Origin of the sequence: Citrobacter sp. RHB25-C09, assembly GCF_013836145.1 — a bacterium.
In the GTDB taxonomy this organism is placed as follows: domain Bacteria; phylum Pseudomonadota; class Gammaproteobacteria; order Enterobacterales; family Enterobacteriaceae; genus Citrobacter_A.
Genome location: NZ_CP057483.1, coordinates 196,891 through 221,179, shown reverse-complemented (window position 1 = coordinate 221,179; position 24,289 = coordinate 196,891). Strand labels below are relative to the sequence as shown.

Annotated in this window: 14 protein-coding genes and 2 pseudogenes; 4 read left to right on the top strand and 12 right to left on the bottom strand. The window is 55.3% G+C overall.

All coding sequences use genetic code 11. The features are described 5' to 3' along the window. The 9 genes and pseudogenes from HVY19_RS00955 to bcsR form a co-directional block, all read right to left on the bottom strand. Entirely contained in the window at window positions 1-1,494 is a 1,494-nt protein-coding gene (locus tag HVY19_RS00955; RefSeq protein WP_181682576.1) for a pitrilysin family protein, read from the bottom strand. Window positions 1,495-1,713: 219 nt separating this feature from the next. Next, the gene (gene dctA, locus HVY19_RS00950; protein WP_181682575.1) at window positions 1,714-3,000 is read right to left on the bottom strand and encodes a C4-dicarboxylate transporter DctC; all 1,287 of its coding nucleotides are present in this window, start codon (window positions 2,998-3,000) and stop codon (window positions 1,714-1,716) included. Between the two features lie 175 nt (window positions 3,001-3,175). Beyond that, window positions 3,176-5,164 carry a biofilm formation regulator HmsP gene (gene hmsP, locus HVY19_RS00945; RefSeq protein ID WP_181682574.1) on the bottom strand — a complete coding sequence of 663 codons (1,989 nt, stop codon included), beginning with the start codon at window positions 5,162-5,164 and terminating at the stop codon, window positions 3,176-3,178. 270 nt (window positions 5,165-5,434) lie between these two features. After that, complete coding sequence (gene bcsC, locus HVY19_RS00940; RefSeq protein WP_181682573.1) at window positions 5,435-9,037, bottom strand: cellulose synthase complex outer membrane protein BcsC; 3,603 nt, start codon at window positions 9,035-9,037, stop codon at window positions 5,435-5,437. Next, window positions 9,019-10,125, bottom strand: a complete 1,107-nt coding sequence (gene bcsZ / locus HVY19_RS00935; RefSeq protein WP_181682572.1) for a cellulose synthase complex periplasmic endoglucanase BcsZ — start codon at window positions 10,123-10,125, stop codon at window positions 9,019-9,021. Before bcsZ ends, bcsC begins: the two co-directional genes overlap by 19 nt. 6 nt (window positions 10,126-10,131) lie before the next feature. After that, window positions 10,132-12,483, bottom strand: coding sequence for a cellulose biosynthesis cyclic di-GMP-binding regulatory protein BcsB (gene bcsB, locus HVY19_RS00930; protein WP_181682571.1), 2,352 nt, complete (start codon window positions 12,481-12,483; stop codon window positions 10,132-10,134). Between the two features lie 10 nt (window positions 12,484-12,493). Further along, window positions 12,494-15,123 (bottom strand): annotated as a pseudogene (gene bcsA, locus HVY19_RS00925) (UDP-forming cellulose synthase catalytic subunit). Then, window positions 15,120-15,887 carry a cellulose biosynthesis protein BcsQ gene (bcsQ, locus tag HVY19_RS00920; protein ID WP_181682570.1) on the bottom strand — a complete coding sequence of 256 codons (768 nt, stop codon included), beginning with the start codon at window positions 15,885-15,887 and terminating at the stop codon, window positions 15,120-15,122. Before bcsQ ends, bcsA begins: the two are co-directional and overlap by 4 nt. An 11-nt stretch (window positions 15,888-15,898) precedes the next feature. Then, window positions 15,899-16,087 (bottom strand): cellulose biosynthesis protein BcsR, encoded by a 189-nt coding sequence (gene bcsR, locus HVY19_RS00915; protein WP_181682569.1) that lies wholly within the window; start codon window positions 16,085-16,087, stop codon window positions 15,899-15,901. 283 nt (window positions 16,088-16,370) lie between these two features. Between bcsR and bcsE the strand changes: the two are divergent. The 4 genes and pseudogenes from bcsE (at window position 16,371) to HVY19_RS00895 (ending at window position 21,298) form a co-directional block, all read left to right on the top strand. Beyond that, window positions 16,371-17,934 (top strand): annotated as a pseudogene (gene bcsE, locus HVY19_RS00910) (cellulose biosynthesis c-di-GMP-binding protein BcsE). Continuing rightward, entirely contained in the window at window positions 17,928-18,119 is a 192-nt protein-coding gene (bcsF, locus tag HVY19_RS00905; protein WP_181684193.1) for a cellulose biosynthesis protein BcsF, read from the top strand. The pseudogene bcsE and the gene bcsF overlap by 7 nt, the downstream one beginning before the upstream one ends. Further along, window positions 18,116-19,795 (top strand): cellulose biosynthesis protein BcsG, encoded by a 1,680-nt coding sequence (gene bcsG / locus HVY19_RS00900; RefSeq protein WP_181682568.1) that lies wholly within the window; start codon window positions 18,116-18,118, stop codon window positions 19,793-19,795. Before bcsF ends, bcsG begins: the two co-directional genes overlap by 4 nt. Before the next feature lie 207 nt (window positions 19,796-20,002). Beyond that, window positions 20,003-21,298, top strand: coding sequence for an amino acid permease (locus tag HVY19_RS00895; protein WP_181682567.1), 1,296 nt, complete (start codon window positions 20,003-20,005; stop codon window positions 21,296-21,298). 79 nt (window positions 21,299-21,377) lie between these two features. On the opposite strand, the gene dppF is transcribed toward HVY19_RS00895, so the two are convergent. The 3 genes from dppF to dppC are packed head-to-tail and all read right to left on the bottom strand — an operon-like array spanning window position 21,378 to window position 24,284. After that, window positions 21,378-22,391 carry a dipeptide ABC transporter ATP-binding subunit DppF gene (gene dppF, locus HVY19_RS00890; RefSeq protein WP_181682566.1) on the bottom strand — a complete coding sequence of 338 codons (1,014 nt, stop codon included), beginning with the start codon at window positions 22,389-22,391 and terminating at the stop codon, window positions 21,378-21,380. After that, window positions 22,388-23,371, bottom strand: a complete 984-nt coding sequence (dppD, locus tag HVY19_RS00885; protein WP_181682565.1) for a dipeptide ABC transporter ATP-binding protein — start codon at window positions 23,369-23,371, stop codon at window positions 22,388-22,390. Before dppD ends, dppF begins: the two co-directional genes overlap by 4 nt. Before the next feature lie 10 nt (window positions 23,372-23,381). Next, a complete protein-coding gene (gene dppC / locus HVY19_RS00880; protein WP_181682564.1) occupies window positions 23,382-24,284 on the bottom strand; it encodes a dipeptide ABC transporter permease DppC in 903 nt (300 codons plus the stop codon). Between the last annotated feature and the right edge of the window lie 5 nt (window positions 24,285-24,289).

The window sequence follows — 24,289 nt, the reverse complement described above, 5'->3', positions numbered from 1 at the left end:
TTACTGCGCAGCCGGAATATCGGTGACTTCTGGGTGCGACTCATCCGTCTCTCCTGACGCTGCCGCGGCAACGACCGGGGACATGATTTTATCCCACGTCTCCTGCAGCTCCTTCATGTTGAATTCCGGCTCGCCTTTTGGCTGTAGCAGAATCAGCGCCATATCCTGTGATAACTGCTGACGCAGGCTCTGGTTCATCATCTCCACGGTCAGCCCATTCAGGAAGTCCTGACGCAGACGCTGGTACTGCTCCGGTGCAATATCCACCACCTGGTTTTGCAGGGAACGCAGGCGTTGGCCGATCAAAATGTCGGTGCTGGTACGCGCATAGGTTGCAAACAGTTTTTGCAGTTCCAGTTTCTTTTGCGCCACCAGCGCATTGAATTCCTCTTCCGACAAGCCGTTATCACGCACATTGGCCAGTTCACGCGCCACGGTGCTCAGATTGGCGTTGATCTTGTCGTTCGGCGATTCAATGTTGATTGCGCACTGGGCGCGCAGGAACAGAACGCGGCAGTCGAAGCCGAGGCCAATATCTTTGGTGTTGTTCTTACTCAGCGTTTGCTGAACATGCCAGAACAGCGCTTCACGGGCTAAATCTGCGCGCCAGTAGCGCAACAGCGCTGAGGACTCGCGGATCGGCTGCCAGGGTGCATCCCACATCAGGGAAAGGCGATCCTGACGCACCGCGTCGGTCATGATACTCACCGCTTCAGCACGCAGTGGTGAAAGCGTCGGGACCGGTGCCGGCGTTTCGCGTTTCCCCTTCAACTCACCAAACGTTTTGTTGATTTGCTCAGCTACGGACCGCGCATCAACGTTGCCGACAATAATCAGCGTCATGGCGTCTGGGGTGTACCATTTCTGGTAGAACTCGTGAATTTTTGCCGCATCAACCGGCATTTTAATCGGCTCGGCAGGATCGTGCCCCAGCAGCGCCGATCCCTTCAGACGGTAACGCCACCAGCCTTCTTTGGTATCCACGGGCAGCGTCGTCACCATGTCCTCACTACTGAGCGCATGGTTCACGGTTTCCGGGGTAATCGTCAGGTTGCCCATGGCGTTCGCCAGAAAGTTCAGCGACTCTTTCAGCAGGTCGTTACGGTTATTAGGTAAGCTGAGATTGTACTGCGTGGAGTCGTAAGTGACGGTCACCGGCGGCATCGGATGTTTAGGGTCGAAGCCCTGCTGCCAGAGTGAACGCGCCTGGGTGGCGTCAAGGCCGCCGCTCTGGGTTAATGCAATACGGGGAATGGCATGACTGAAACCGCTCTGCTGGGTACTTTCGGTGAGCGAACCGGTATCAACCAGCAAACGGACCTCGATACGGTCACTTGGGCGCTGTGGGGTGGCTAACACTTGCCACCGTAAGCCATTAGCCAGCGTCCCCTGTTGCCATGCCGGGTCAGGCTGGAGCGCGTCTGCCTGAACATAGCCAACTGTGGCCAGCATCAGCAAACCGCCCGCGACAAGTCGAATTTTTGTGCCCTGCATGTGAACCCCTGATCAACATTCCTGGTAATAAAAAGACAGCCGCAAAAGGGCTATCTAATATGACGTTAAAAACACTTCGTGTTAGACCGCAAGAATCAGAAAATGTCACGGAAGAAGTGAAATAAACCCAAGTCTTCACATTGAAGGATTCGGGTACAGGGGGTAATTATGCGCAGGAGCCCGCAGCCCCACAAGGGACTGCGGTCATATGTGTTGAAATTATGAGGAAATTTCGTGCGTTTTGCCGTCCGGAGCACGATTATTCAGCACGTCGTCCAGCTTTTTGTGATCCAACTCTTTCACCCACTTCGCCACCACGACGGTCGCAACACCGTTACCGACCAGGTTTGTCAGCGCACGCGCTTCAGACATAAAGCGGTCGATACCGAGGATCAACGCCAGACCGGCAACCGGCAGGTGTCCTACCGCAGATATTGTCGCGGCCAGGACGATAAAGCCGCTTCCGGTGACCCCTGCCGCCCCTTTCGAGGAGAGCAACAGCACAACCAGCAGCGTTATCTGATGGAAAATATCCATATGGCTGTTGGTCGCCTGGGCGATAAACACCGCCGCCATCGTCAGGTATATCGACGTTCCATCAAGGTTGAAGGAATACCCGGTGGGGATAACCAGCCCAACCACTGATTTACGGCAGCCCAGCTTTTCCATCTTATCGAGCATACGCGGCAGCGCAGACTCAGAGGAGGAAGTCCCCAGAACAATCAGCAATTCTTCACGGATGTAGCGGATAAATTTGAAGATGCTGAAGCCCGTTGCGCGGGCAATCGACCCCAGCACCACCACCACAAACAGAATACAGGTGATGTAGAAGCAGATAATCAACTGTCCCAACTGGACCAGCGTACCAACGCCGTATTTGCCGATCGTAAAGGCCATCGCCCCGAACGCGCCAATGGGCGCCAGACGCATGATCATATTGATGATGCCAAAAATGACCTGCGAGAAGCTTTCAATCACGTTGAAAATCAACTGCCCTTTGCTGCCCAGACGATGCAGTGCAAAGCCAAACAGTACCGCGAACAGCAGAACCTGGAGGATGTTACCGCTGGCGAAAGCGCCGATGACGCTGCCCGGTATGATATCCATCAGGAAGGGAATAATGCCCTGATCTTTCGCCTGCGCGGCGTAAACCGCCACGGCCTGCGCATCCAGCGTGGACGGATCGACGTTCATCCCGGCGCCTGGCTGCACAACGTTGACGATGATCAGACCAATGATCAGCGCGATGGTACTGACGATCTCGAAGTACAGCAGCGCGACCGCCCCTGTACGACCCACGGCCTTCATGCTTTCCATGCCTGCAATGCCGGTTACGACAGTACAGAAGATGACAGGCGCGATGATCATCTTAATCAGCTTAACGAACGCGTCGCCAAGCGGTTTCATTTGTGTGCCTAATTCAGGGTAGAAATGGCCAAGGAGGATACCAATGGCGATTGCTGTCAGGACCTGAAAGTAAAGGCTTTTGAACAGAGAGGTTTTCATAGGGTGTCCTTGAAGTAAAAACCACAGGTCTTGTAAGGTTATGGTTAACCTGCGGCCTTAAAATAACACCCGGACAACATGACAGAAATGCGACTGGATCATTATTGAAACAAAAATGTTAAAAAGTTTGAACTGGCTCGCACAAGCCGGACCTTTTTAAAGTTTTGTTATCAGTTTAGCTGTGACCTAAATGGTCTTTTTCAAACATTTCTGAGGGAACAGCGCGGCCAAAAAGGAAGCCCTGTGCGATTTCGACACCCGCCTGCGCCAGCCATTCACGCTGCGCTTGCGTCTCCACGCCTTCGGCAACCATCTGCAAATTCAGGCTACGCGCCAGCAGGATAATGGCTGAGATCATGCTGTTATCCTCTGGTAGCCCTTCAACGAACATTTTGTCGATTTTCAGGATATCGATCGGCAAAGATTTCATATGCTGGAGCTGACGCAGTCCCGCATAGCCCATACCGAAATCATCCAGCGCAATTCGCACCCCCGCATTCCGTAGCGGGCGTAGAATGGCTACGGCGGCGTTCGGGTCGTCGATATGCCGACTTTCGGTGACTTCCAGAATCAGGGTCCCCGGCTGGATGCGGTAACGGTTTAATAACTCCAGCATGTCTGCCACCATATCCGGGTGCATCAGCTGCAATGCCGACAGATTTACCGATAGCGGCAGCATGATTCCCTGTGACTGCCATGCAGCGAGCAGACGGCACGACTCTTCAAGTACCCAGTGTCCCACGGTGACCATTAATCCACAGGATTCGATTCGGTCGATCAGCCCTTCCGGCAGTTCCCAACTGCCATCCGCCTGCTGCTTGCGCAGCAACGCTTCCGCGCTAACAACCTTGCCGCTGCCGATCTCCACCTGAGGCTGCAACCAGAGGGCAAACTGATGGTTATCCATTGCCGTCAGGATATCGCTCTCTTCGGTCAGCCGTTTCTGGGCGGCTTCCATCTGTTCCGGGTCGAAAAATTGAATCTGATTTTTGCCCTTGTGACGGGCCGAAAGCGCCGCAGAAACCGCCCGACTGTAGAGCTGGTCTGCGGTGAGGTCGCCATAGAACATCGCCACTCCGATGCTACAGCTCGGGCGAAGCTGTATCCCCTGAACCGGCAATCGCTCATTAATAATAGTGAGTACTTGCTGACCTAACGTAATCGCGTGCCACGGCTCTTTCACACCGTTCGCGATCACCACAAAGTCATATCCAGTGATCTGGGCGAGCACCATTCTTGGCGACAGCACCGATTTCAGCTTATCGACCAGCGTAAGCAGCAAAATTTCCCGCTGCGCCTCTTTAAGCACGCCAGCGGTGTCGCGCAGGGTTTCACAGGTGATCACCATGAGCGCGGTGGTTTGCTGTCGCGCCACTACCTGTTCCAGCAGTTCCATCAGAAACGCTTTGTTCGGTAACTCGGAAACCGGATAACGCATGCCGCTGTCCGTTTGCTCCTCGCTGTGGCGCTTTACCAACTGCTGATTGAGGTTGTAACTACGTACCAGCATGCCGATCTCATCATCCTGGTGCAGGCGCGGCAGCGCGAGCTGATGCCCCATCAAATCCTGTGGCGAAATATCGTTTAATTCGCGGGCGATTTTACGCAACGGGTGCAGAATCAGGCGGTTTACACCCCAGCTAATCCCCACCGTCAGCATTAACGACAATAGTAAGTAAATGGTCACTAACGTAGACAGCGTACTCATCACAAACTTGTACATGCGGAACGAATCCGCCTGAAGCACCAGATAGGCCAGCGGCTGGGGATTGGCAGGACGTTCGAGCGAATAGACCGGCAGGGAGATTTGCACCGGCAGTTCAAAGAGCCGGGTCACCATCACCGGCACGGGGCGCTCGGGGATGAAGCTCATTCGTAGCGCCTGGAACTGGTTTGGCAAGACGACATCCGCGCGTCTGACCACGCCAGCAGGTTTGATGCTGGCGAGAATGGATTCTGCTTCGGGAATATCTGCTTTCAGAATGGCGGCAGATAAGGGTTCGCGTACGGAGCGCGCGATGCTTTCCAGTTGCGTAGCCGTGTTATAGCGGTTCTGCTGTACCAGATGAAACAGCAAAACGGTGCAAAAGATAAAAACAAACACCATGACAATAGCCGCAACCATTGCCATCTGCTTAATTGTTAACGAGCGACTAACGCGCAATATTGTCTCCCCCCGGAAATCCCAGACTGCCGCCCGAGTATACCCGATCGCAGCGGCATTAAGAGAGGCCGTATCTGAAAAGGACTATTCTGAAGCGCTGAGCGCGGATAGCGAATAGCGAAGTACCGGATGGCTGAATGCCGGATGGCGGCGGACGCCTTATCCGGCCTACAACGCCTTATCCAATCTACAACGCCTCATCCGGCACCGCTTTTGGTAGGCCGGATAAGCGTAGCGCCATCCGGCACTGCTTCACCCGGCACAGTATCATCACCAGTCCGCGTAAGGCACCAACGGCTGCGGTGGTAAATCCATATCTCCCTGCCATCCCGCTGCGGAATAACGAACGTAAAGCAGGAAATGGCTCGGCGTGTAATCCTTCGCTTCCTGAATATCAACCGCCGTACCGATAAACCAGTTGGAGGTTACGCGCCGCTCAATGAGCGCCCGCGCGGTATAACCAAAGCCCTGGCTGCTGCCGCCATCATTGGTCTGCTCGCGAGCCGCCTGATGATAATCTGCCGGGATGAGATTCATCAGCGGATAGCGCGGCATCGTTTTGGTACGCGAATGGGACCACGACACCGATCCGCCCAATTCCCAGGACCAGTTCTCAGTGCGCTGACGCCAGAGCACCGGCACCGCGAAGGACAAATATTCCTGCGGGCTGTAGTAGCCGCCCTGGCCCAGGGTGTAGCCACTCAGGTCCTTATCGTAGTGCCAGATCATATTGTTCAGACCCACGGTGACACGACGGTTATTCTCATTGATGATTTTGTAGTAATAACCGGTCATCCAGCGCACGCGCCAGTTATCGGCCACATTTTTACCGGTCAACTGGTCGCCGCTGAGCGAAGCCCAAACGCCGTTGGCCTCCCCTTTATCATAGCTAAGACTGACTCCACCGCCGTCCGCGCGTACGCCGCCCCATTTTGTGCCGGTGTTGACCTCATTACTGTCGCCGTTATGACTGGTGGCATCTTTTTGACCGCCAAACGCCAGCAGAGAACTGGAAATCGGTCGCCGGTGCGCATTCAGCGTGTAGCCCAATGGTCCGATGTCGCTGCTGTAGCTAATGCCCCCCACCACATCAACGACGTTGAAGCCCATCGGCGTGGTGCCGATATCCCAGCTCCAGGTGTCATTTGCCCAGCCAACGGCGACGCTGGCACCGGTGTCCGACTGGCTGCGGCTACCGCTACAATCCTCCAGCGTACAGGTTCCCCAGTTTTCGTCATATCTGCCGCTCGCGTTGGTGGAGAAGCTGCCCGCATTCATATTGACCAGGTCGGTACGAAAGAACATCCGGCCATCCGAGTACGGCGCGTCGACATGCAACATGGTGGTATGCGCTTTCAGATCGGAGTAGCCACCGGTCCCGCTCGATCCCCAATAGTCATGCTCCAGCGTGACGTTCAGATCCTGCTGGCGATATAAATCCGCCGCGTCGCTGCGCACACCACGCTTCAGCCAGTCATCTTTCTCATCATTACGCGTCAGTCGGGTGAACGTGTCGTTATCCTGCGGTCGCGTCGACGTAATCCCGGAGGCGACCATGGCATCTTTGTAGGTTTCCAGCGCCTGTTGCGGATCGCCACTTTGCGCCTGCACGTTTGCCGCATCACGCAGTACCATTGCGCTTTCCATTGACGGTGGCTGTGATTTTGCCTGCGGTATCAGGGCGTTGAAGGTCTGGTTTGCGGCGGCGGTATCGCCCAGTCGCATCTGCGCCAGCGCCACCCGACGTTGCATGTTGATTGACGGCGCTTCGCTCGCGGGCAATTTTGCCAACTGTGCGCGGGCAGCCGCTTTATCGCCCTGCGCAAGATAAATTTCGGTCAGCCCAAGCATCGCATCGGCATTGTCGGGTTCCCGCGCCAGCACGGTGTCATAAGCGGTGCGTGCCGTATCGTAGTCACCCCGCTGCTGCGCCCAGTCAGCCAGCGTTAAGTCGATGCGCGTAGAGGCTGGCTGCTGACGTAATAGCGCTTCCGCTTCGGCTTCTTTGCCGCTTTCGCGCAAACGATTCGCGGTTTCCAGCACCTGATTCCCTTGCAGTCTGTCCGCCAGCTCCTGAATGTTGCTGTTCCACTGACTGCGCGGCAGGCGGTTGATTTGCGCCAGCGCCGCCCGATCCTGATCGGCACCGGAAAGATAAAGCCCGTAGGCATACACCATTTCGGGATCGTCAGGCTTTTGCTGCGCCAGCGTGCGCATCTGCGCATCGGCCTGGCTGCGCTGTCCTGCTTGCCAGAGATCGCGCGATAAGCGGTAGGTGACCCAGACGCTGCCCGGATCCAATGCCAGTCGGCGGCGATGCAGTTCCGCCGCCTGCGCCCAGTTTCCCTGACTTTCGAGGGCTTCGGCCTGCTGCGCCAGTTTGTCGTTTTCCAGACCGCGTTCAATATCATCAATACTGCGCCGCTGGCTGGCAGAGAGCGTGGCAATAAACGCCGTGGCTTTCTCCGGCGACTGTTCGCGGTAGATGTTGGCCAGCCCACGCACCGCATTGGTATTGCTGCTGTCCATGCGCAGCGTTTGCTGGTAGTAGCGCTCGGCGGCAGGGTAATCTTTACGCGCCATCGCCGCGTCACCCAGCCCCAGCACCGCGTAGCTGTCGGTATTATCGATGTTTCTGGCCTGCTGATAGAACCGTTCTGCCTGGTCAACATTATTAGCTTTCAGCGCGGCATCGCCCTGCTGAATCGCCAGCCAGTAGCTGTTCGTCTGCAGCAGGCTTTTCCATTTGTCGCTGTTTGCACTTTGCGGGTCCATCGCCAGCGCTTTCTTAAACTGCGCCACGGCACTGGCGCGATCGCCACGCTGTGAATACGCCTGACCCAGCGCGCCTACCGCCTCGCTGTCGTTCTGGTTCGCTTTAACCGCCTGCTGCAGTTCAGACACCGCTTTGCCGCCCTGGCCCGCATCAACGGCAGCCAAACCTTGCGCACGGGCGCGGAACGCCGGATCGGAGAGCTGTTGCTGCTGCTCGCTCAGCTTACTACGCGCGGCGGCAACGCTGTCACCCTCGCTAAAAACGGTGAGGTATTTTTGTAGCGCTTTCACGCTGGCATCGCTGACCGGCATATCTTTAATCTGCGCGTACCAGATATTGGCGGCAGCGTTACGCCCGGTGCTGGATTTCGCCATTTGTTCCAGTACGGCGAATCCCTCATTGCGGCGATCGTTATCAAACAGGAGGGTCGCCAGAGTGTTTTGCAGAGTATTGTTGCCCGGACTGCGCGTATTAATCGCTTTCAGCTGATTAATCGCCGCGTTGCGACGGGCGGGAATTTTAGCAACAGTCGTCCAGTATTCCACTTCCAGTTCACCTTCCGGCGGGCTGCCTTTAAACAGCTTATCGTAGGCGGCAACCGCCTCCGGCGCGTGGCCGGTGGTGGCCTGTAAACGCGCTTCCTGTAACGCCTGACGGCCGTCCGGCGTCGACAGCAGCATCGTGGTGCGCGATGACTTATAGGCCGTCGAGCTGGGTGCCAGTTGGGAAAGACGGTCGAGTTGCTTCTGTGCGCCGTCGTTATCTCCCTGACGGAGCAAATAGCGCAGACGCGCAGCGACGACATCCGGGTTATTGGGATCAATCAGTTCGAGACGATAAAGCGACTGCCGTACCAGGTCTTCACGGTGCGTTGATTCGCCGAGACGAACCTGATCCAGAAGCTGCTGTTGTGCCGACGGCGCGGCTTCAGCGGTGAAGGGAAGTAAGGCCATACCGAGCGTTAAGCCCAGCAGTGTCCGATGGAAACTCGGCGTATTTGCCGGAGGCGCTTCGCTTGCCCGGCCTACGTTAGCACCCTCATCATCCGGCAGAAGGCTGCTCAGCATTTTCATTTTATTTAGTGTGAACTTGCGCATTCCTGGCCCCAGTCAGGTAGTAACTCACCTTTGGCGGTGAAGCGATATCGATGCTGATCCCACCCTTGCCCGAAGAGGATTAGCACGTAGTTATAGTAGGCATCGCGTCCTGGGAAATGGTCTGTTACGCGCTGCCTCTGCACCGCCACCGCATCACGGTTTTGCAGGAAAGGGAGCATAGCCGCGGAAAATCCCACCGGACCCTCGCCCTGCGCTTTTCCACTGGCAACGTCAACGTCCTCCGGCGGAACGCCGTTTTTCGCCGTCAGGGTGGCCATTGGCTTGAATTTTGTCAGTAACCGCGCTTTCTGCGGATCGCTGTCATTCATCATGCCAGCCCACAGATAAACCCGAATCGCGTCGTAGCTGCTGACCAACGTTTTCTCCGGCTTCAACTGCCAGCCTTTGTTTTTTTCATACCGCACCCAGTCAGGCGAGAAGCCTTTCGGCGCGGTTTCTAACAATAAGCGCTGATTAGTTTCACGCAGCGTTGTCCACGGCGCGCCGAAGCGGGTGAAATACTGCGCCAACTGCGGCGGCAAATAGCTGGGATTAAAGCGCCAGCTCGTCTCCTCAGCAAAACCCACTTTGCCCGGCAGCAACATGGAGCCCAGACCCGGAACCGTCACCACTTCCTCTTTCGCAATCCTGTTCAGCACCGCTTTACCGATGTCGGTATAACGCGGCTCTTTCCACAATCGTCCCGCTTCCAGCAGCGACCAGGCAATCCAGATGTCCCCGTCAGACGCCGAGTTGGTATCCAGCACCGCCCAGGTGGAAGGATCTTTTTGCCCCCACAGCCAGGCGGGCAGATGTTCCTGCAACGACCCTTGCGCGAGATTGTTCTGCGTCCAGTCCAGTAGCGTTGCAAACGCTTCACGATCGTTCGCGGCAAGGGCAAAGAACATGGCGTAGCTTTGCCCTTCCGAAGTGGTAATTTTTCGTGCATCGCTGGGATCAATAACCCGGCCTTCCTGAGTGATGTAATCCTTTTTGAATTGATCCCATGCAGGCCAGCGACAGGCCGCCTGCACATTCAGCGCGACCAGCATTAACACAACAACGATTCCACTACGCAACGCGTTCATGATTAATTACTCGTGGTCCGGGTCGAGACGACGGCGACTAATAATACGCAGCAGGCGCCACAGTACCCATGCCAGTAACACCACGCTGATGGCTGCGAGGATCGCTAACAGCACTGGGTGATTCGCAAGGGCATACCACAGGCGTTCAAACCACGGCAAATGGCCTACATAGTAGATGTCGCCAACGCGCAGACTGTTAACGCCGGATTCACGGATCACCGCGACCGAACCAAACATCGCCGCACGTTTACCGCTGTCATTGACCGCCTGGTTCAGCAGTTCATAACCGCGTGGGCTATCCGCCAGCAGCGCCACGACGCTACGTTGCTCAGAGAACGGTGACTGGAAGCCGATCACCGCTGCCATGGGGCCAGTGGAGCTTACGGATGATTGCGCATCCGGTTTGCGATCGGCTTCATCCGGCATGATGCCCGGGAAAGCTGTCTGGCGCATTGGGGTTTTCACCCAGCTCTGCGCAGCCTGAACCAGCAGGTCGATACGCTTATCATCCTTCAGCTTTTCCGGAATTGAGCCAACGATCAAAATGTCAGCATCTTTGCCCTGAATCTCATTGCCGTCATCGGTGATGGTCAGGTTAATCGCCGGGAAACCGGTTTGTGCACCGATGAGCCCTGTCGCATCAAGCAGTGTTGCCATTTGCGCTTCACCTGGCGACTTCTGCATCACAGCAATGGTTTCTGACAGATCGGCCATTCGGCTGAACGGGAAACCAGCGTTAGCGAACGCGCGCAGATCCGGCATCGCAATGAAGTGGTAATACTTCGAGAAGTCGATGGTGGAATCGTCACCGATCACCACGTGGTTCTGCACCGGCTGGAAGGTGATACAGTTTTCCAGCGATCCGCCCGGCATTGGGTTCATGTATTCGAAATTAAAACGCAGTTGGTTCGTTGCCCCTAACTTCAGCGCAGGGATAGTGACATCCGTTTTGCCATCGATCAGCCCCTGCAGCACCGGCAGGCGCATCAGCAGACGGTTTTGCTTTTCATTGCTGCTCAGACTGAACGCTTGCAGGAACTGGTTATTCAGACTGATATCCATACGCGAACTGTCTTTCGTCGGCGGCGTGGTGTAGCGGTAGTTGAGGTCCATATCAATACCGGTACTGCGCAGCAGATAGAGATCCGGCGGCAGGTTCAGCGAAACGCTGATCGCCGCAGGCTCCATGCCCGTTGACTGGAGTTGCTCCTCATAGGTTTTCAGTTCGCCCAGAGTCACCGGACGATCGGTACGCACCCAATTCGGCGCATCGTACGGTTTACGCGCCAGCAACGGTTTGACATCGGTGACTTCCACGCTGCTGCCGCGGAAAAGAATGTTCCCCATCGCAATCCCTTTCGCCGCCTGCAGCAGATCCTTGTCGTCACGACCAAAGACCACCAGCAGCTTCACATAAGGGTTGTCAGGGTGGGAGATCATTTCAATCGTCGGCGCTTTGACCGGCGGGTGCTCGCGCAGGAAGTCAGGACGTTTGTCATTGGTCGCAAAGACAATCGCATTGCGATCCGGCAGTTTGTTGTACATCACCGGGAACTGTTGTCCGCGCCACCCTGAACGGGAGCCAAACCAGGAGGAGACGATCGACGCCGCCTGCTGCAACGTCCGATCCGGCGATTCCGCAAAGACCATCGGCAGTACAATCGCGCGGTTATCACGCGGATCGAAGAACGGTACCGGGAAGTGTGACAGATCGTTTTTCACTTCCAGACTTTGATAGGTGAGATCCAGTACGCTGCTGCGGCCAACATCCAGCCACAGCGTACTGTTGGCCGGGTTTTCACAGACGTGCTGATAGTGACCGACAAATTCTAAACGCACGCGGTTGAAATCGGTGATAAACAGCGGGTTGATCGGCATTTGCGCCAGCGTCTTTTTGCCCAACTGTTCCTGGGTAACAGGCAGAACTCCCATCAACTCATCGTTGAGATAGACCTTAAGCTGCGACTGCGTAGGCAGCAGTGACGGCGACGGCGTGTACTCAAGGTTGAGTACTGCTTTGGTCACGACTTCATCGCTGCGCATACCAAACTCAATACTGCCGTTGGGGTTAACGCCCCGCAGCACCATGCTGCCCGGCGGCGGCGCAATTTGGGCGAAAGTGAGCTTCACATCCCGGGAAGGACCATTTTGCGCGACGATTGGCGCATCCGCGCCCTGTACACCCGGCATGACCTGTCCCACCGGCGGATTATCATCTGCCGGTTCAGGCACTGCCGGAGCAGCGGTTGGCTCAGCATTAATCAGTGGTTGCGTTGCAGGCGTCGCATTCGTCATGAAAGAGGGGAATGCACTCATCCCCATTGCCACTGCACAAATCCAGGAAATTTTTCTTTTCATCGCGTTATCATCATTGTTGAGCCATAACCTGATCCGGTCGCTGCACGGCCACATCGTCCCGCTCCGGGCGGCGCGGAATGAACGACACAATCCATGAGATCAAAGAAGTCAGTGACCGGAAAATTATTTTGACGGAAGACGGGGCAAACTCCGCAAGATGCCGATAACCACGGAACCCCAGCTTCAGAATATCCATCAAGCTTTCCAGTGGTTTATCTTCCGGGAAGCTGTCCTGCCAGAGCGCCCATGTATCTGCGCGGGCAAACGTACACTGTACAAAATCGATATGCTGTTTGGTGGTGAGCGGCATCAGTTGCAGCCCAACCTGGTCACCCCAGACGCGAACAACCTGCGTAGGGAAGACATACTCCTGCTGGCCGCGTTTGAGCAGTAAATTCACCTTCTGCCCTTCCAGCACCTGCGCCTGACCGTTGATCTTGATCCCCAGACCGCCATCAGAGAAATCATGGACGGTGCATGAGAACAAGTGACCATCTTCCCGCGCTATCGCCGCAGGCATGGAGATCTCGACGCGGTGTGAACGTCTGACCTGTTTGCTTTCCACTGACACCGCTACCGCACCGCCGAGGATAATCAGGTTGTAGAACACCCATACCAGGCTGACGATGACGGTGAGCATTTCGGTTTCCGGCCCGTAGAAGTAGCGCCAGATGCCGACCGCGACGCCCACCAGGTTCAGCAGTACCAGATAGATATACGGACGGGAAATCACCCAGTCGACGTACTCTTCTTCCACCAGTCCCCCCTTCGCGGTGACGTTAAATTTGCCTTTGTGCGGGTTGATCAGCGCCACCAGCGTCGGCGGCGCGATATACCAGGCCAGCACGGTTTCGTAAATCTCGCTCCAGAAGGAGTGGCGATATTTCCCCTGAATTTTCGAGTTCGTCAGGCTGGCGTGAATCATGTGCGGCAAGACAAACAGCGCAATCATTAGCGCAGGCGCATAAATGATGTAGGCATGCAGCAGCAAGAACGCCAGCGGCGCGGTAAGGAAGATAAGCCGGGGCACGCCCGACAAAAAGTGGAACATCGCGTTGACGTAGCACAGCCGCTGGGCGAACTTCAGCCCCTTGCCAAACAGCGGGTTATCCAGTCGGAAGATCTGCACCATCCCACGCGCCCAGCGAATACGCTGGCCGATATGGGCCGATAAACTTTCGGTTGCCAGCCCGGCGGCCTGCGGAATACGCATATAGGCGGAAGTGTAGCCCCGGCGGTGCAGACGCAGTGAGGTATGCGCATCTTCGGTAACCGTTTCAACGGCAATCCCACCTATCTCATCCAGCGGCTTGCGGCGAATAACCGCACACGAACCGCAGAAGAATGTGGCATCCCACATGTCGTTGCCGTCCTGCACCAGACCGTAGAACAGGGTGCCTTCGTTCGGCGTTTTACGAAAACGTCCGAGGTTACGTTCAAACGGGTCCGGCGAAAAGAAGTGGTGCGGCGTTTGCATCATCGCCAGTTTTTTATCTTTCAGGAACCAGCCCATCGTCATTTGCAGGAAGGAACGCGTCGGCACGTGGTCGCAGTCAAAAATCGAGACAAACTCGCCTTTTGCGTATTTCAACGCGTTATTGATATTCCCCGCTTTGGCATGCTCGTGGGTGGTACGGGCGATGTACTTCACTCCGACGTTTTGTGCGAACTGACGAAACTCTTCGCGGCCACCGTCATCGAGGATCCAGATGTTGAGCTTATCTTTCGGCCAGTCGATACCCAGGGAAGCATAGATGGTGTTTTTCACCACGTGCAGATCTTCGTTGTAGGTCGGCACAAAAATATCGACCGTCGGCCACTGTGACATATCTTTTGGCAGCGGCACCGGCTGGCGGTTGAGCGGCCAGACCACCTGGAAATAGCCCAGCACCAGCACAATCCACGCATAGGTTTCAGCAAACAGCAGAATCAGCCCACAGACCAGACTTACCGGGTCATCCCAGTTCAACGTTGAGGTATAGCGCCACCAGATATAGCGGCACGATACGGTTAGCGACAGGACAATCAACATGAGCGCGGAAAAGCGCCCTGGCAGACGGCGTACCAGCAGCGCAACGCCCCACAGCAGCATCAGAAAGATAAACTGCGCCAGCGGGTTAAAGGGTTGGGTAACGCAAATCAGCGCCAGAATCAGGGAGAACGTCACGATAATCCCGATGATAAAGCGCCGTGCTCCGGTGCTCAGATGCCCAAGCTCTTTTTGTTCTTCCAGATGGGTGGTTTTTTTGGTCACGCGTTCCGGTAGCGCATCCAGCCACTGATGATAGCGGCCCCTCACTCCCTGCAAACGTGAAAACGTGAAAACGTCTGCCAGCGCGGCTTAACGGTTTCTTTTCTGGATGAGAACATCATCAGCCAGAGGGTTTGAATCGCATAGCGGGCGGGATCTAACGGACGCGGACGGGCGGTGTTAATATGCGGGTAGAGCGCTTTATGCTCCGCGCGGATCCGCTGCCAGCGCGGGTGTTCGAGAGGAATAAAAACCCATGCGAGAATCACCCACAGGCAGCCCAGTGCAGCGCTGAAAGGCGATGCGCCGTGGCGACGATACTCCCGATAGCGCTCACTCAGGCGGGTGCTCACTGGCGGAATAAGCAACCACCGGGAGAGGGTACTCATGATGGGCTCCCGACGGCCGTTTTCTCTTCAGTCGGTTTCCGATCGGCATAATTCAGCAAACACCAGTTTGCCAGCGTCAGTACTTCTTCTGCGGCCAATGCATCACTCCGGTATTCGCCCAACGGCTGTTTCGACGCCGTGCATTCCGCCACCGCTTCATCGCGATGGATCACCATTGGCAGCAGGCGACGCTGACTCTGAAGCCAGACCTGATACAGGTCGTCCTGGATTTGACTGCCAATGCGTAAGTCGTTAATTAAGATATGGGAATTTGTTGGCAACACCTGCTGGTGCAGCCGGATGTGACAGTTGGTATCTGCTTTTACGATCGTCAGGGTGCGATCGCAGAGTTTCACCAACTGACGCGTCAGTTGTGCTGAACCGTGGGGTAGATCGACTAAAATCCAGGAATAGCGCCCGCTCTCTTTCAGCGCACGAATAGCAGGCACGATAGCGTCTAACCGCTTCTGCCACAGCTCAGGGGTGTCGCGTTCTTGCGCCGTCAATTGACCAAACGGCAAGACGTCCAGTTGAGAGGTATAACGCATCCCGGCCTCGCGCCAGTCACGGCCGTCCAGCATCGCCCGGGCCCAACCCTCGTGATGCGCAAAATCAATGTTGAACGACATGCGCAGCAAATTATCCGCGCTGGCATCAATAACCAGAACGTTTTCCGCTAATAACTGAAATGACCAGGCTAACGCAGCGGTAAGCGACGTGGTGCCCACGCCACCATGTATGCCCTGAAGTCCCAGAATGGCCATCCACTGCTCCCTTATTGTTGTTGAGCAAATTCAGCCAGCAACGGCCAGCGTTTAATCGCAGTTGCCAATTGTTCACGCTGGGAAATATCGGTGTAATCTATTTCGGGCAATGAAAACGCCTGACTTAATGCCAAAAAATCATTTTGAAAGGTATAGCCCAGGGTTGAATCAGACTGAATGTCAGGTTCGTTATTAGACATATTCTATCCCTTAGCGTGTTCGAGTCATGCAAGCTTTAGACATTTTTTGTTTGCTTTCGGCCTAACCCCTACAAAAAACAGGGGAAAGAATTTACTCATTAAGGCTTTTTGTTCGGCGTTAAGTACGCATTATTGAATCAACAAGGCCGAAGCTGTAAGGCTTTTCACTTGCCGAATTGATTCACATGCTAAATCTGATACGTTTTAATTTCAATGTTAGGTTTATTTCTTTGCTTTCGCTAGTAAACTGATAAACAGATAAAATAGCGACCAGAGGAACGCTGTGGACTCCGTATTTTCTATTGGTATCTCTTCATTATGGGATGAACTACGCCAGATGCCCGCTGGCGGTGTGTGGTGGGTTAACACCGATCGCCCTGAAGATGCCATCAGCCTGGCAAATCAAACGATTGCTTCTCAACAGGAGACGGCGAAGGTCGCGGTCATTTGTATGGGAGACGATCCGAATAAATTAATCAAATTAGATCATAATCACGGCCCGGAAAAAAATTCAGTTATTTTCCATGCCAAATTCAGAAAAGGGACTACACTTTATGTCCCGCGATTTGTTGTGTTCACTCGATCCGCATGAGTATTTATTCATTTTTATTTGTGCAAATAACGCCTGGCAAAATACGCAGGCGGAACAGATTCGTCTGTGGCTGGATAAAATGAATAAATGGACGCGTTACCATCATTGTTCAGTTCTGGTTATCAATCCCGGTAATAATAACGATAAACAGTTCTCGCTGTTGATGGGGGAATATCGCTCGCTTTTCGGCCTCGCCAGTTTGCGTTATCAGGGTGACCAGCATCTTTTTGATATTGCATATTGGTGCAACGAGAAAGGCGTTAGCGCGCGACAACAACTTACCGTCCGTTATCATGACGGGATATGGGCGCTGGCGCAGCAGGAAGAGGCGGAAATACAGCCCCGAAGCGATGAAAAACGCATTCTGAGTAATATCACTGTGCTGGAAGGGGCACCGCCGCTGTCTGAACACTGGAAATTATTCGATAACAACGAAGCCTTGTTCAATGAAGCCAGGACGGCGCAGGCGGCTACGTTAGTTTTCTCGCTGCAGCAAAACAGCCAGATTGAACCGATGGCGCGCAGTATCCATACCCTGCGCCGCCAGCGCGGGAGCGCGTTGAAAATCCTCGTGCGGGAAAACATCGCCAGCCTGCGTGCAACCGATGAGCGCCTGCTGTTAGGCTGTGGCGCCAACATGGTTATCCCATGGAATGCCCCACTCTCTCGCTGCCTGACGCTTATCGAAAGCGTTCAGGGGCAAAAATTCAGTCGCTACGTACCGGAAGATATCTCCACGCTGTTGTCGATGACGCAACCCATGAAGCTGCGCGGGTTTCAGAAGTGGGATGTGTTCTGCGAAGCCGTGCATAACATGATGAACAACACCCTGCTTCCCGCTGACGGCAAAGGGGTGATGGTGGCGCTGCGCCCGGTACCTGGCATTCGCGTGGAGCAGGCGTTAACGCTGTGCCGTCCGCACCGTACTGGCGATATCGTCACCATTGGGGGTAATCGTCTGGTGCTGTTTTTATCCTTCTGCCGGGTAAACGACCTCGATACCGCGCTCAATCATATCTTCCCTCTGCCAACGGGCGACCTGTTCTCGAATCGCATGGTCTGGTTTGAAGATAGCCAAATCAGTGCCGAACTGGTTCAGATGCGCTTGCTGTCCCCTGAAATGTGGGGGCAGCCGCTGCCGCTGAGCCAGGACGTTAAACCGGTGATTAACGCTCAACATGATGGACGGGTGTGGCGTCGCATTCCGCAGCCGCTGCGTTTACTGGACGATGACAGGGAGCATTCATCATTATGAATATCACTGATATCATTGAGATTATTATATTTTGCGCACTCATTTTCTTTCCGCTGGGGTATCTGGCACGCCATTCGCTGCGCCGTATCAGCACGACTGCCCGACTGTTATTTGCTAAACCTCGTTATGTAAAACCGGCCGGAACATTGCGCCGCGCGGTGATTTCCAGGGCGACCAAAAAATGACTCAACACACACAAAACGTAACGCTGCCTTCACCACTCTGGCAATACTGGCGCGGCCTTTCAGGCTGGAACTTCTATTTTCTGGTGAAGTTCGGTCTGCTCTGGGCGGGATATCTTAATTTCCATCCGTTGCTGAACCTGGTGTTTATGGCTTTCCTGCTGATGCCGATTCCAAATTATCGTCTGCATCGGCTTCGTCACTGGATCGCCATCCCCATTGGATTTGGTCTGTTCTGGCACGATACCTGGCTGCCGGGCCCTGAAAGTATTATGAGCCAGGGCTCGCAGGTCGCCGGATTCAGCGCCGACTACCTGCTTGATTTGGTGACCCGTTTTATCAACTGGCAGATGATTGGCGCGGTGTTTATCCTGCTGGTAGCGTGGCTGTTCCTGTCGCAATGGATTCGGGTGACCGTGTTTGTGGTGGCGATTATGGTGTGGCTGAACGTACTGACGCTGGCCGGCCCGAGCTTCTCTTTATGGCCCGCCGGTCAACCGACCACAACAGTAACCACGACGGGCGGTTCTGCCGCCGCAACGGTCACCACCGCCGAAGGCGCGCCGGTCGTGGGGGATATTCCTGCGCAAACGGCACCGCCGACGTCAGCGAATCTTAATGCCTGGCTAAGCGCGTTTTATAACGCAGAAGCGAAACGCAAAACGCCGTTCCCGTCGGCGCTTCCGGCGGATGCGCAGCCGTTCGAACTGCTGGTCATCAACATCTGTTCACTCTCCTGGTCCGACATTGAGGCCGCCGGGTTGATGTCGCACCCGCTGTGGAAACATTTCGATATCCAGTTTGATCACTTCAACTCCGCGACTTCCTACAGCGGCCCGGCGGCGATTCGTCTGCTGCGCGCCAGCTGTGGTCAGCCATCGCATACCAACCTCTATCAACCGGCGGGTAATGACTGTTATCTGTTTGATAACCTGTCAAAGCTCGGCTTCACTCAGCATCTGATGTTGGGGCATAACGGTGAGTTCGGCGGCTTCCTGAAAGAAGTGCGTGAAAACGGCGGGATGCAGTCTGAACTGATGGATCAGAAAGGATTGCCGGTTCCACTGTTAGGCTTTGACGGTTCACCAGTATTTGACGATACCGCGGTGCTGAATCGCTGGCTGGAAACGACTGAAAAGGACAAAGATAGCCGTAGCGCGACCTTCTATAACACCCTGCCGCTGCACGACGGTAACCACTTCCCGGGCGTCAGCAAGACGGCGGATTATAAAGTGCGCGCGCAAAAATTCTTTGATGAGTTGGACGCCTTCTTTACTGAACTGGAAAAATCAGGCCGTAAGGTGATGGTGGTGGTGGTTCCGGAACACGGTGGCGCATTAAAAGGCGACAGAATGCAGGTTTCTGGTCTGCGTGACATCCCAAGCCCGTCCATCACTAACGTCCCGGCTGGGGTGAAATTCTTTGGCTTAAAATCACCGCATGAAGGTGCGCCGATTGTCATCAAGCAACCGAGTAGTTATCTGGCAATTTCGGACCTGGTGGTTCGCGTCCTCGACGGTAAAATCTTTACCGAAGATAACGTGGACTGGTCAAAGCTCACCAGTAACCTGCCACAAACCGCGCCGGTTTCGGAAAACGCCAACGCGGTGGTTATTCAGTATCAGGACAAACCGTACGTCCGTCTGAACGGTGGCGACTGGGTGCCGTATCCGCAGTAACGAAAAAGGCCGCAGGGATCTCTCCTTGCGGCCTCACAATCATTCCAGCAATAATGCCAGCAGTGGCTGGAGCCGCCAGAGATCCAGCCCCTACAACGTAACGCCTTGCAAACCTTCTGACTGGCTGGCAGATACCCACACTCTTCTGTAGAATTGCGTCCCCTCGCGGTCCATAGGCCGTGACGGCTATTTTCGGCAGGGGAATTCATGCAGCACGACACATCACTATCTGACCATAACAACACGCGCGAACCGGCTTTGCGCAGGCTACCTTTTACCCGCTACGATTTCGGCTGGGTGCTGCTGTGCATTGGCATGGCCATCGGCGCAGGTACCGTATTAATGCCTGTGCAGATTGGGCTAAAAGGCATTTGGGTGTTTATTGCCGCCGCCCTCGTCGCCTATCCCGCCACCTGGATTGTGCAGGATATTTATTTAAAAACGCTTTCGCAAAGCGAAACCTGCAACGACTACACCGATGTTATCAGTCATTACTTGGGGAAAAACTGGGGCGTGTTCCTCGGTGTGATCTATTTCCTGATGATCATCCACGGCATCTTTATCTACTCGCTTTCCGTGGTGTTTGACAGTGCGTCCTATATTCGTACCTTCGGTCTGACCGATGCCGACCTCTCGCAGTCGCTGAGCTACAAAGTGGCCATTTTCGCTGCATTAGTGGCTATCGCCTCCGGTGGCGAAAAGCTGTTGTTCAAAATCTCAGGACCGATGGTGGTGGTGAAGGTGGGCATCATTGTGGTGTTCGGGTTAGCGATGGTTCCGCACTGGAACCTCAATAATATCAGTGCCTTCCCGGATGCTTCCGTGTTTTTGCGCGATGTGTTGCTGACCATTCCCTTCTGCTTCTTCTCGGCGGTGTTTATTCAGGTTCTTAACCCAATGAATATCGCCTATCGCAAGCGCGAAGCAGACAGGGTCCTGGCAACCCGCATGGCGATTCGCACTCACCGTATCAGCTACATTACGCTCATTGCGGTCATTCTCTTTTTCTCCTTCTCGTTTACGTTTTCCATTACCCACGAGGAAGCGGTATCCGCGTTTGAGCAGAATATCTCGGCACTGGCGCTGGCCGCCCAGGTGATTCCTGGTCCCATCATTCACATTACATCGACGGTGTTGAATATCTTCGCCGTGCTGACCGCGTTCTTCGGGATCTATCTGGGTTTCCACGAAGCGATGAAGGGCATTATTTTGAACGTGCTGGGACGCATCGTTAACGTCGAGAAGATCCCCCCGCGCGTGGTAACGCTTGGGATCAGCGCGTTTATCGTGATGACGCTGGTGATTTGGGTATCGTTTCGCGTGTCTGTGCTGGAGTTCTTCCAGTTAGGCAGTCCGCTATATGGGATTGTCTCCTGCCTGATTCCATTCTTCCTGATTTATAAGGTTAAACAACTGGAATCACTGCGCGGCATAAAGAGCTGGCTGATTTTGCTGTACGGGATTTTGCTGTGTCTGTCGCCACTACTGACGCTGATTGAATAAATGCCCGGTGGCGCTGCGCTTACCGGGCCTACAGGACGGTGTAGGCCGGATAAGGCAAAGCCGCCATCCGGCACTGTTGTTAGATCGCGGGCTTCTGCGGGTTCTCATCCTGGTCAACCGCAAAACAGGCGACCAGTTGACCACCGTAGTCTTTCAGCTGCGGCTGCAACTGGGTGCAGGGGCCAAAGCGACGACGGCAGCGGGCGTTGAACGCACAGCCCGGCGGCGGATTCAGCGGGCTCGGCAGTTCGCCGGTCAGCTTGATACGCTCGCGGCGCTCGTCCGGGTTCAGACGCGGCGTCGCAGAGAGCAGCGCCTGAGTGTACGGATGACGCGGGTTGTTGAAGATCTGATCCTTCGTCCCTTTCTCCACGCAGCGACCTAAGTACATCACCATCACTTCATCGGCAATGTGCTCAACCACCGACAGATCGTGGGAGATAAAGACGTAGGACAGCCCCAGGTCCTGCTGCAAATCCATCATCAGATTCAGCACCTGCGCACGGACGGAAACGTCAAGCGCAGAAACCGGTTCATCGGCAATCACCACGTCCGGATCGAGCATTAAGCCACGCGCAATGGCGATACGCTGACGCTGACCGCCAGAGAACATATGCGGATAGCGATCGTAATGTTCGGTTTTCAGCCCCACTTTTGCCATCATCGCCAGCGCTTTTTCACGGCGCTGCTCTTTACTGAGCGAGGTGTTGATGAGAAGCGGCTCTTCCAGAATCTGCCCCACTTTCTTACGCGGGTTCAGCGAACCGTACGGGTTCTGGAACACAATCTGGATTTTCTGCCGACGCAGTTTCTGCGCATGCGGATCGTGCTTGAGCAGATCCTGCCCCTGATAATAAAGCTCGCCGCCGGTTGGCACTTCAATCATCGTCAGCAGGCGTCCCAGCGTGGATTTCCCACAGCCAGACTCCCCGACCACCGCCAGCGTTTTGCCACGCTCGAGGGTAAAGGAAACACCGTCCAGCGCCTTCACCAGGCGCTCAGGGGAGAAAATACCCTTCTTCACCGGGTAGTGTTTTTTCAGGTCGATAGCTTGCAACAGCGGCTGTTGCAAGGTGGCCTCATGCGTACTCATAGTGTGGGCCTCCCGGCATCATCGAGTGGGTAATGGCATTTTGACTGACGTCCACCGTCCAGTTGGTTGAGAGCAGGTTCTTCTGCGCGGCATCGGTCCGTGGCGTAGGGGCAGCGCGGGTTGAGCAGACAGCCCGTCGGGCGGTCATATTTCCCCGGCACCACACCCGACAACGAGGCCAGACGCGCTTTATCCTGCGCGAACTCCGGCAGCGCACGCAGCAGCGCCTGGGTGTACGGATGACGCGGTGCGCGGAAAATATCGTGTGCCGCCCCCGTTTCCACTACCTGACCGGCGTACATCACAATGATTTTGTGCGCCGCTTCCGCCACCAGCGCCAGATCGTGCGTAATCAGCACCAGCGCCATGTTCTCTTTCTGCTGAAGCTCCAGCAGTAGCTCGATAATTTGTGCCTGGATGGTGACGTCCAGCGCCGTTGTCGGCTCATCGGCAATCAGCAGTTTTGGCCGACAGGCAATCGCCATCGCGATCATCACGCGCTGGCTCATCCCACCGGAAAGCTGGTGCGGATAAACATCCAGACGCGAGGCTGGATCGGGAATACCGACCTGGTTCAGCAGGTCAATCGCCCGCTGACGACGGGTTTTCTTATTGCCGCCCTGATGCACCTTGATTGCTTCCATAATCTGGAAACCGACGGTGTAGCACGGGTTCAGGCTGGTCATCGGATCCTGGAAAATCATCGCCACTTCGGCGCCAACCAGGTTACGACGTTCTTTTTCAGAAATACGTCTCAAATCCTGATCGTTAAAAATCAGGTTTTCCGCCATCACGCGACCGGGATAGTCAATCAGCCCCATAATCGCCAGCGAACTGACTGATTTACCGGAGCCTGATTCACCCACAATGCCAACCACTTCGCCCTGATTCACGCTGTAGCTAATGCGGTCTACGGCGCGGAACTCGGAGCCAACGTCGCCGAAGTGCACCGATAATTTATCTACATTTAATAACGCCATCTCGGACCTCTTACTGCTTCAGCTTGGGATCGAGCGCATCACGCAGACCGTCACCCATCAGGTTAAATGCCAGCACCGTCAGCAGGATCGCCAGACCCGGGAAGGTCACGACCCACCAGGCGCTTTGCGCGAACTGCAACACGTCGGAGAGCATAGTGCCCCACTCCGGCGTTGGCGGTTGCGCCCCCATGCCCAGGAAGCCAAGAGCAGCCATATCGAGAATGGCGTTAGAGAAGCCGAGCGACGCCTGAACAATCAGCGGCGCAAGGCAGTTCGGGAAGATATTCACAAACATCTGACGCATCGCCCCGGCACCCGCCACGCGGGAAGCGGTCACGTAGTCGCGGTTAACCTCCACCAGTACGGCGGCGCGGGTAAGACGCACATAGTGCGGCAAGGCAACAAAGGTTAACGCCAGCGCGGCGTTGCCAATCGAGGGGCCGAAGACCGCCACCAGCACCAGCGCGAGCAGCAGGCTCGGCAATGCCAGCATGATGTCGACCACACGCATAATGATGTTATCAACGATGCCGCCGAAGTAACCGGCAATCAGACCGAGCACCACGCCCATCACCAGCGACAGCACCACCACCAGGCAACCCACCAGCAGAGACAGGCGCGCACCGTACATCAGGCGCGATAACACGTCGCGGCCCACGTCATCGGTGCCCAGAAGGTGGGCGAACGAGCCGCCTTCCTGCCATGCCGGCGGGGCCAGCAGTGCATCACGGAATTGCTCCGCCGGGTTATACGGCGCGAGGAAGTTCGCGAATACGGCAATCAGGATCATGATGACGACATACACCAGCCCGACCACCGCGCCTTTATTGCGTTTAAAATAGTGCCAGAACTCCTGCAGCGGCGTCATTGGCACCGGTGCAGTATTAACTTTAGTTTCAGTAACCTGTGACATGATGG

Bases quoted from the DNA above. Each gene is read 5' to 3' on its own strand.
- HVY19_RS00955 (WP_181682576.1), bottom strand. From the start codon at position 1,494: ATGCAGGGCACAAAAATTCGACTTGTCGCGGGCGGTTTGCTGATGCTG.
- HVY19_RS00895 (WP_181682567.1), top strand. From the start codon at position 20,003: ATGCAGCACGACACATCACTATCTGACCATAACAACACGCGCGAACCG.
- bcsQ (WP_181682570.1), bottom strand. From the start codon at position 15,887: ATGGCCATTCTGGGACTTCAGGGCATACATGGTGGCGTGGGCACCACG.
- bcsR (WP_181682569.1), bottom strand. From the start codon at position 16,087: ATGTCTAATAACGAACCTGACATTCAGTCTGATTCAACCCTGGGCTAT.
- dppF (WP_181682566.1), bottom strand. From the start codon at position 22,391: ATGAGTACGCATGAGGCCACCTTGCAACAGCCGCTGTTGCAAGCTATC.
- dppC (WP_181682564.1), bottom strand. From the start codon at position 24,284: ATGTCACAGGTTACTGAAACTAAAGTTAATACTGCACCGGTGCCAATG.
- bcsB (WP_181682571.1), bottom strand. From the start codon at position 12,483: ATGAAAAGAAAAATTTCCTGGATTTGTGCAGTGGCAATGGGGATGAGT.
- dctA (WP_181682575.1), bottom strand. From the start codon at position 3,000: ATGAAAACCTCTCTGTTCAAAAGCCTTTACTTTCAGGTCCTGACAGCA.
- dppD (WP_181682565.1), bottom strand. From the start codon at position 23,371: ATGGCGTTATTAAATGTAGATAAATTATCGGTGCACTTCGGCGACGTT.
- bcsZ (WP_181682572.1), bottom strand. From the start codon at position 10,125: ATGAACGCGTTGCGTAGTGGAATCGTTGTTGTGTTAATGCTGGTCGCG.
- bcsC (WP_181682573.1), bottom strand. From the start codon at position 9,037: ATGCGCAAGTTCACACTAAATAAAATGAAAATGCTGAGCAGCCTTCTG.
- bcsG (WP_181682568.1), top strand. From the start codon at position 18,116: ATGACTCAACACACACAAAACGTAACGCTGCCTTCACCACTCTGGCAA.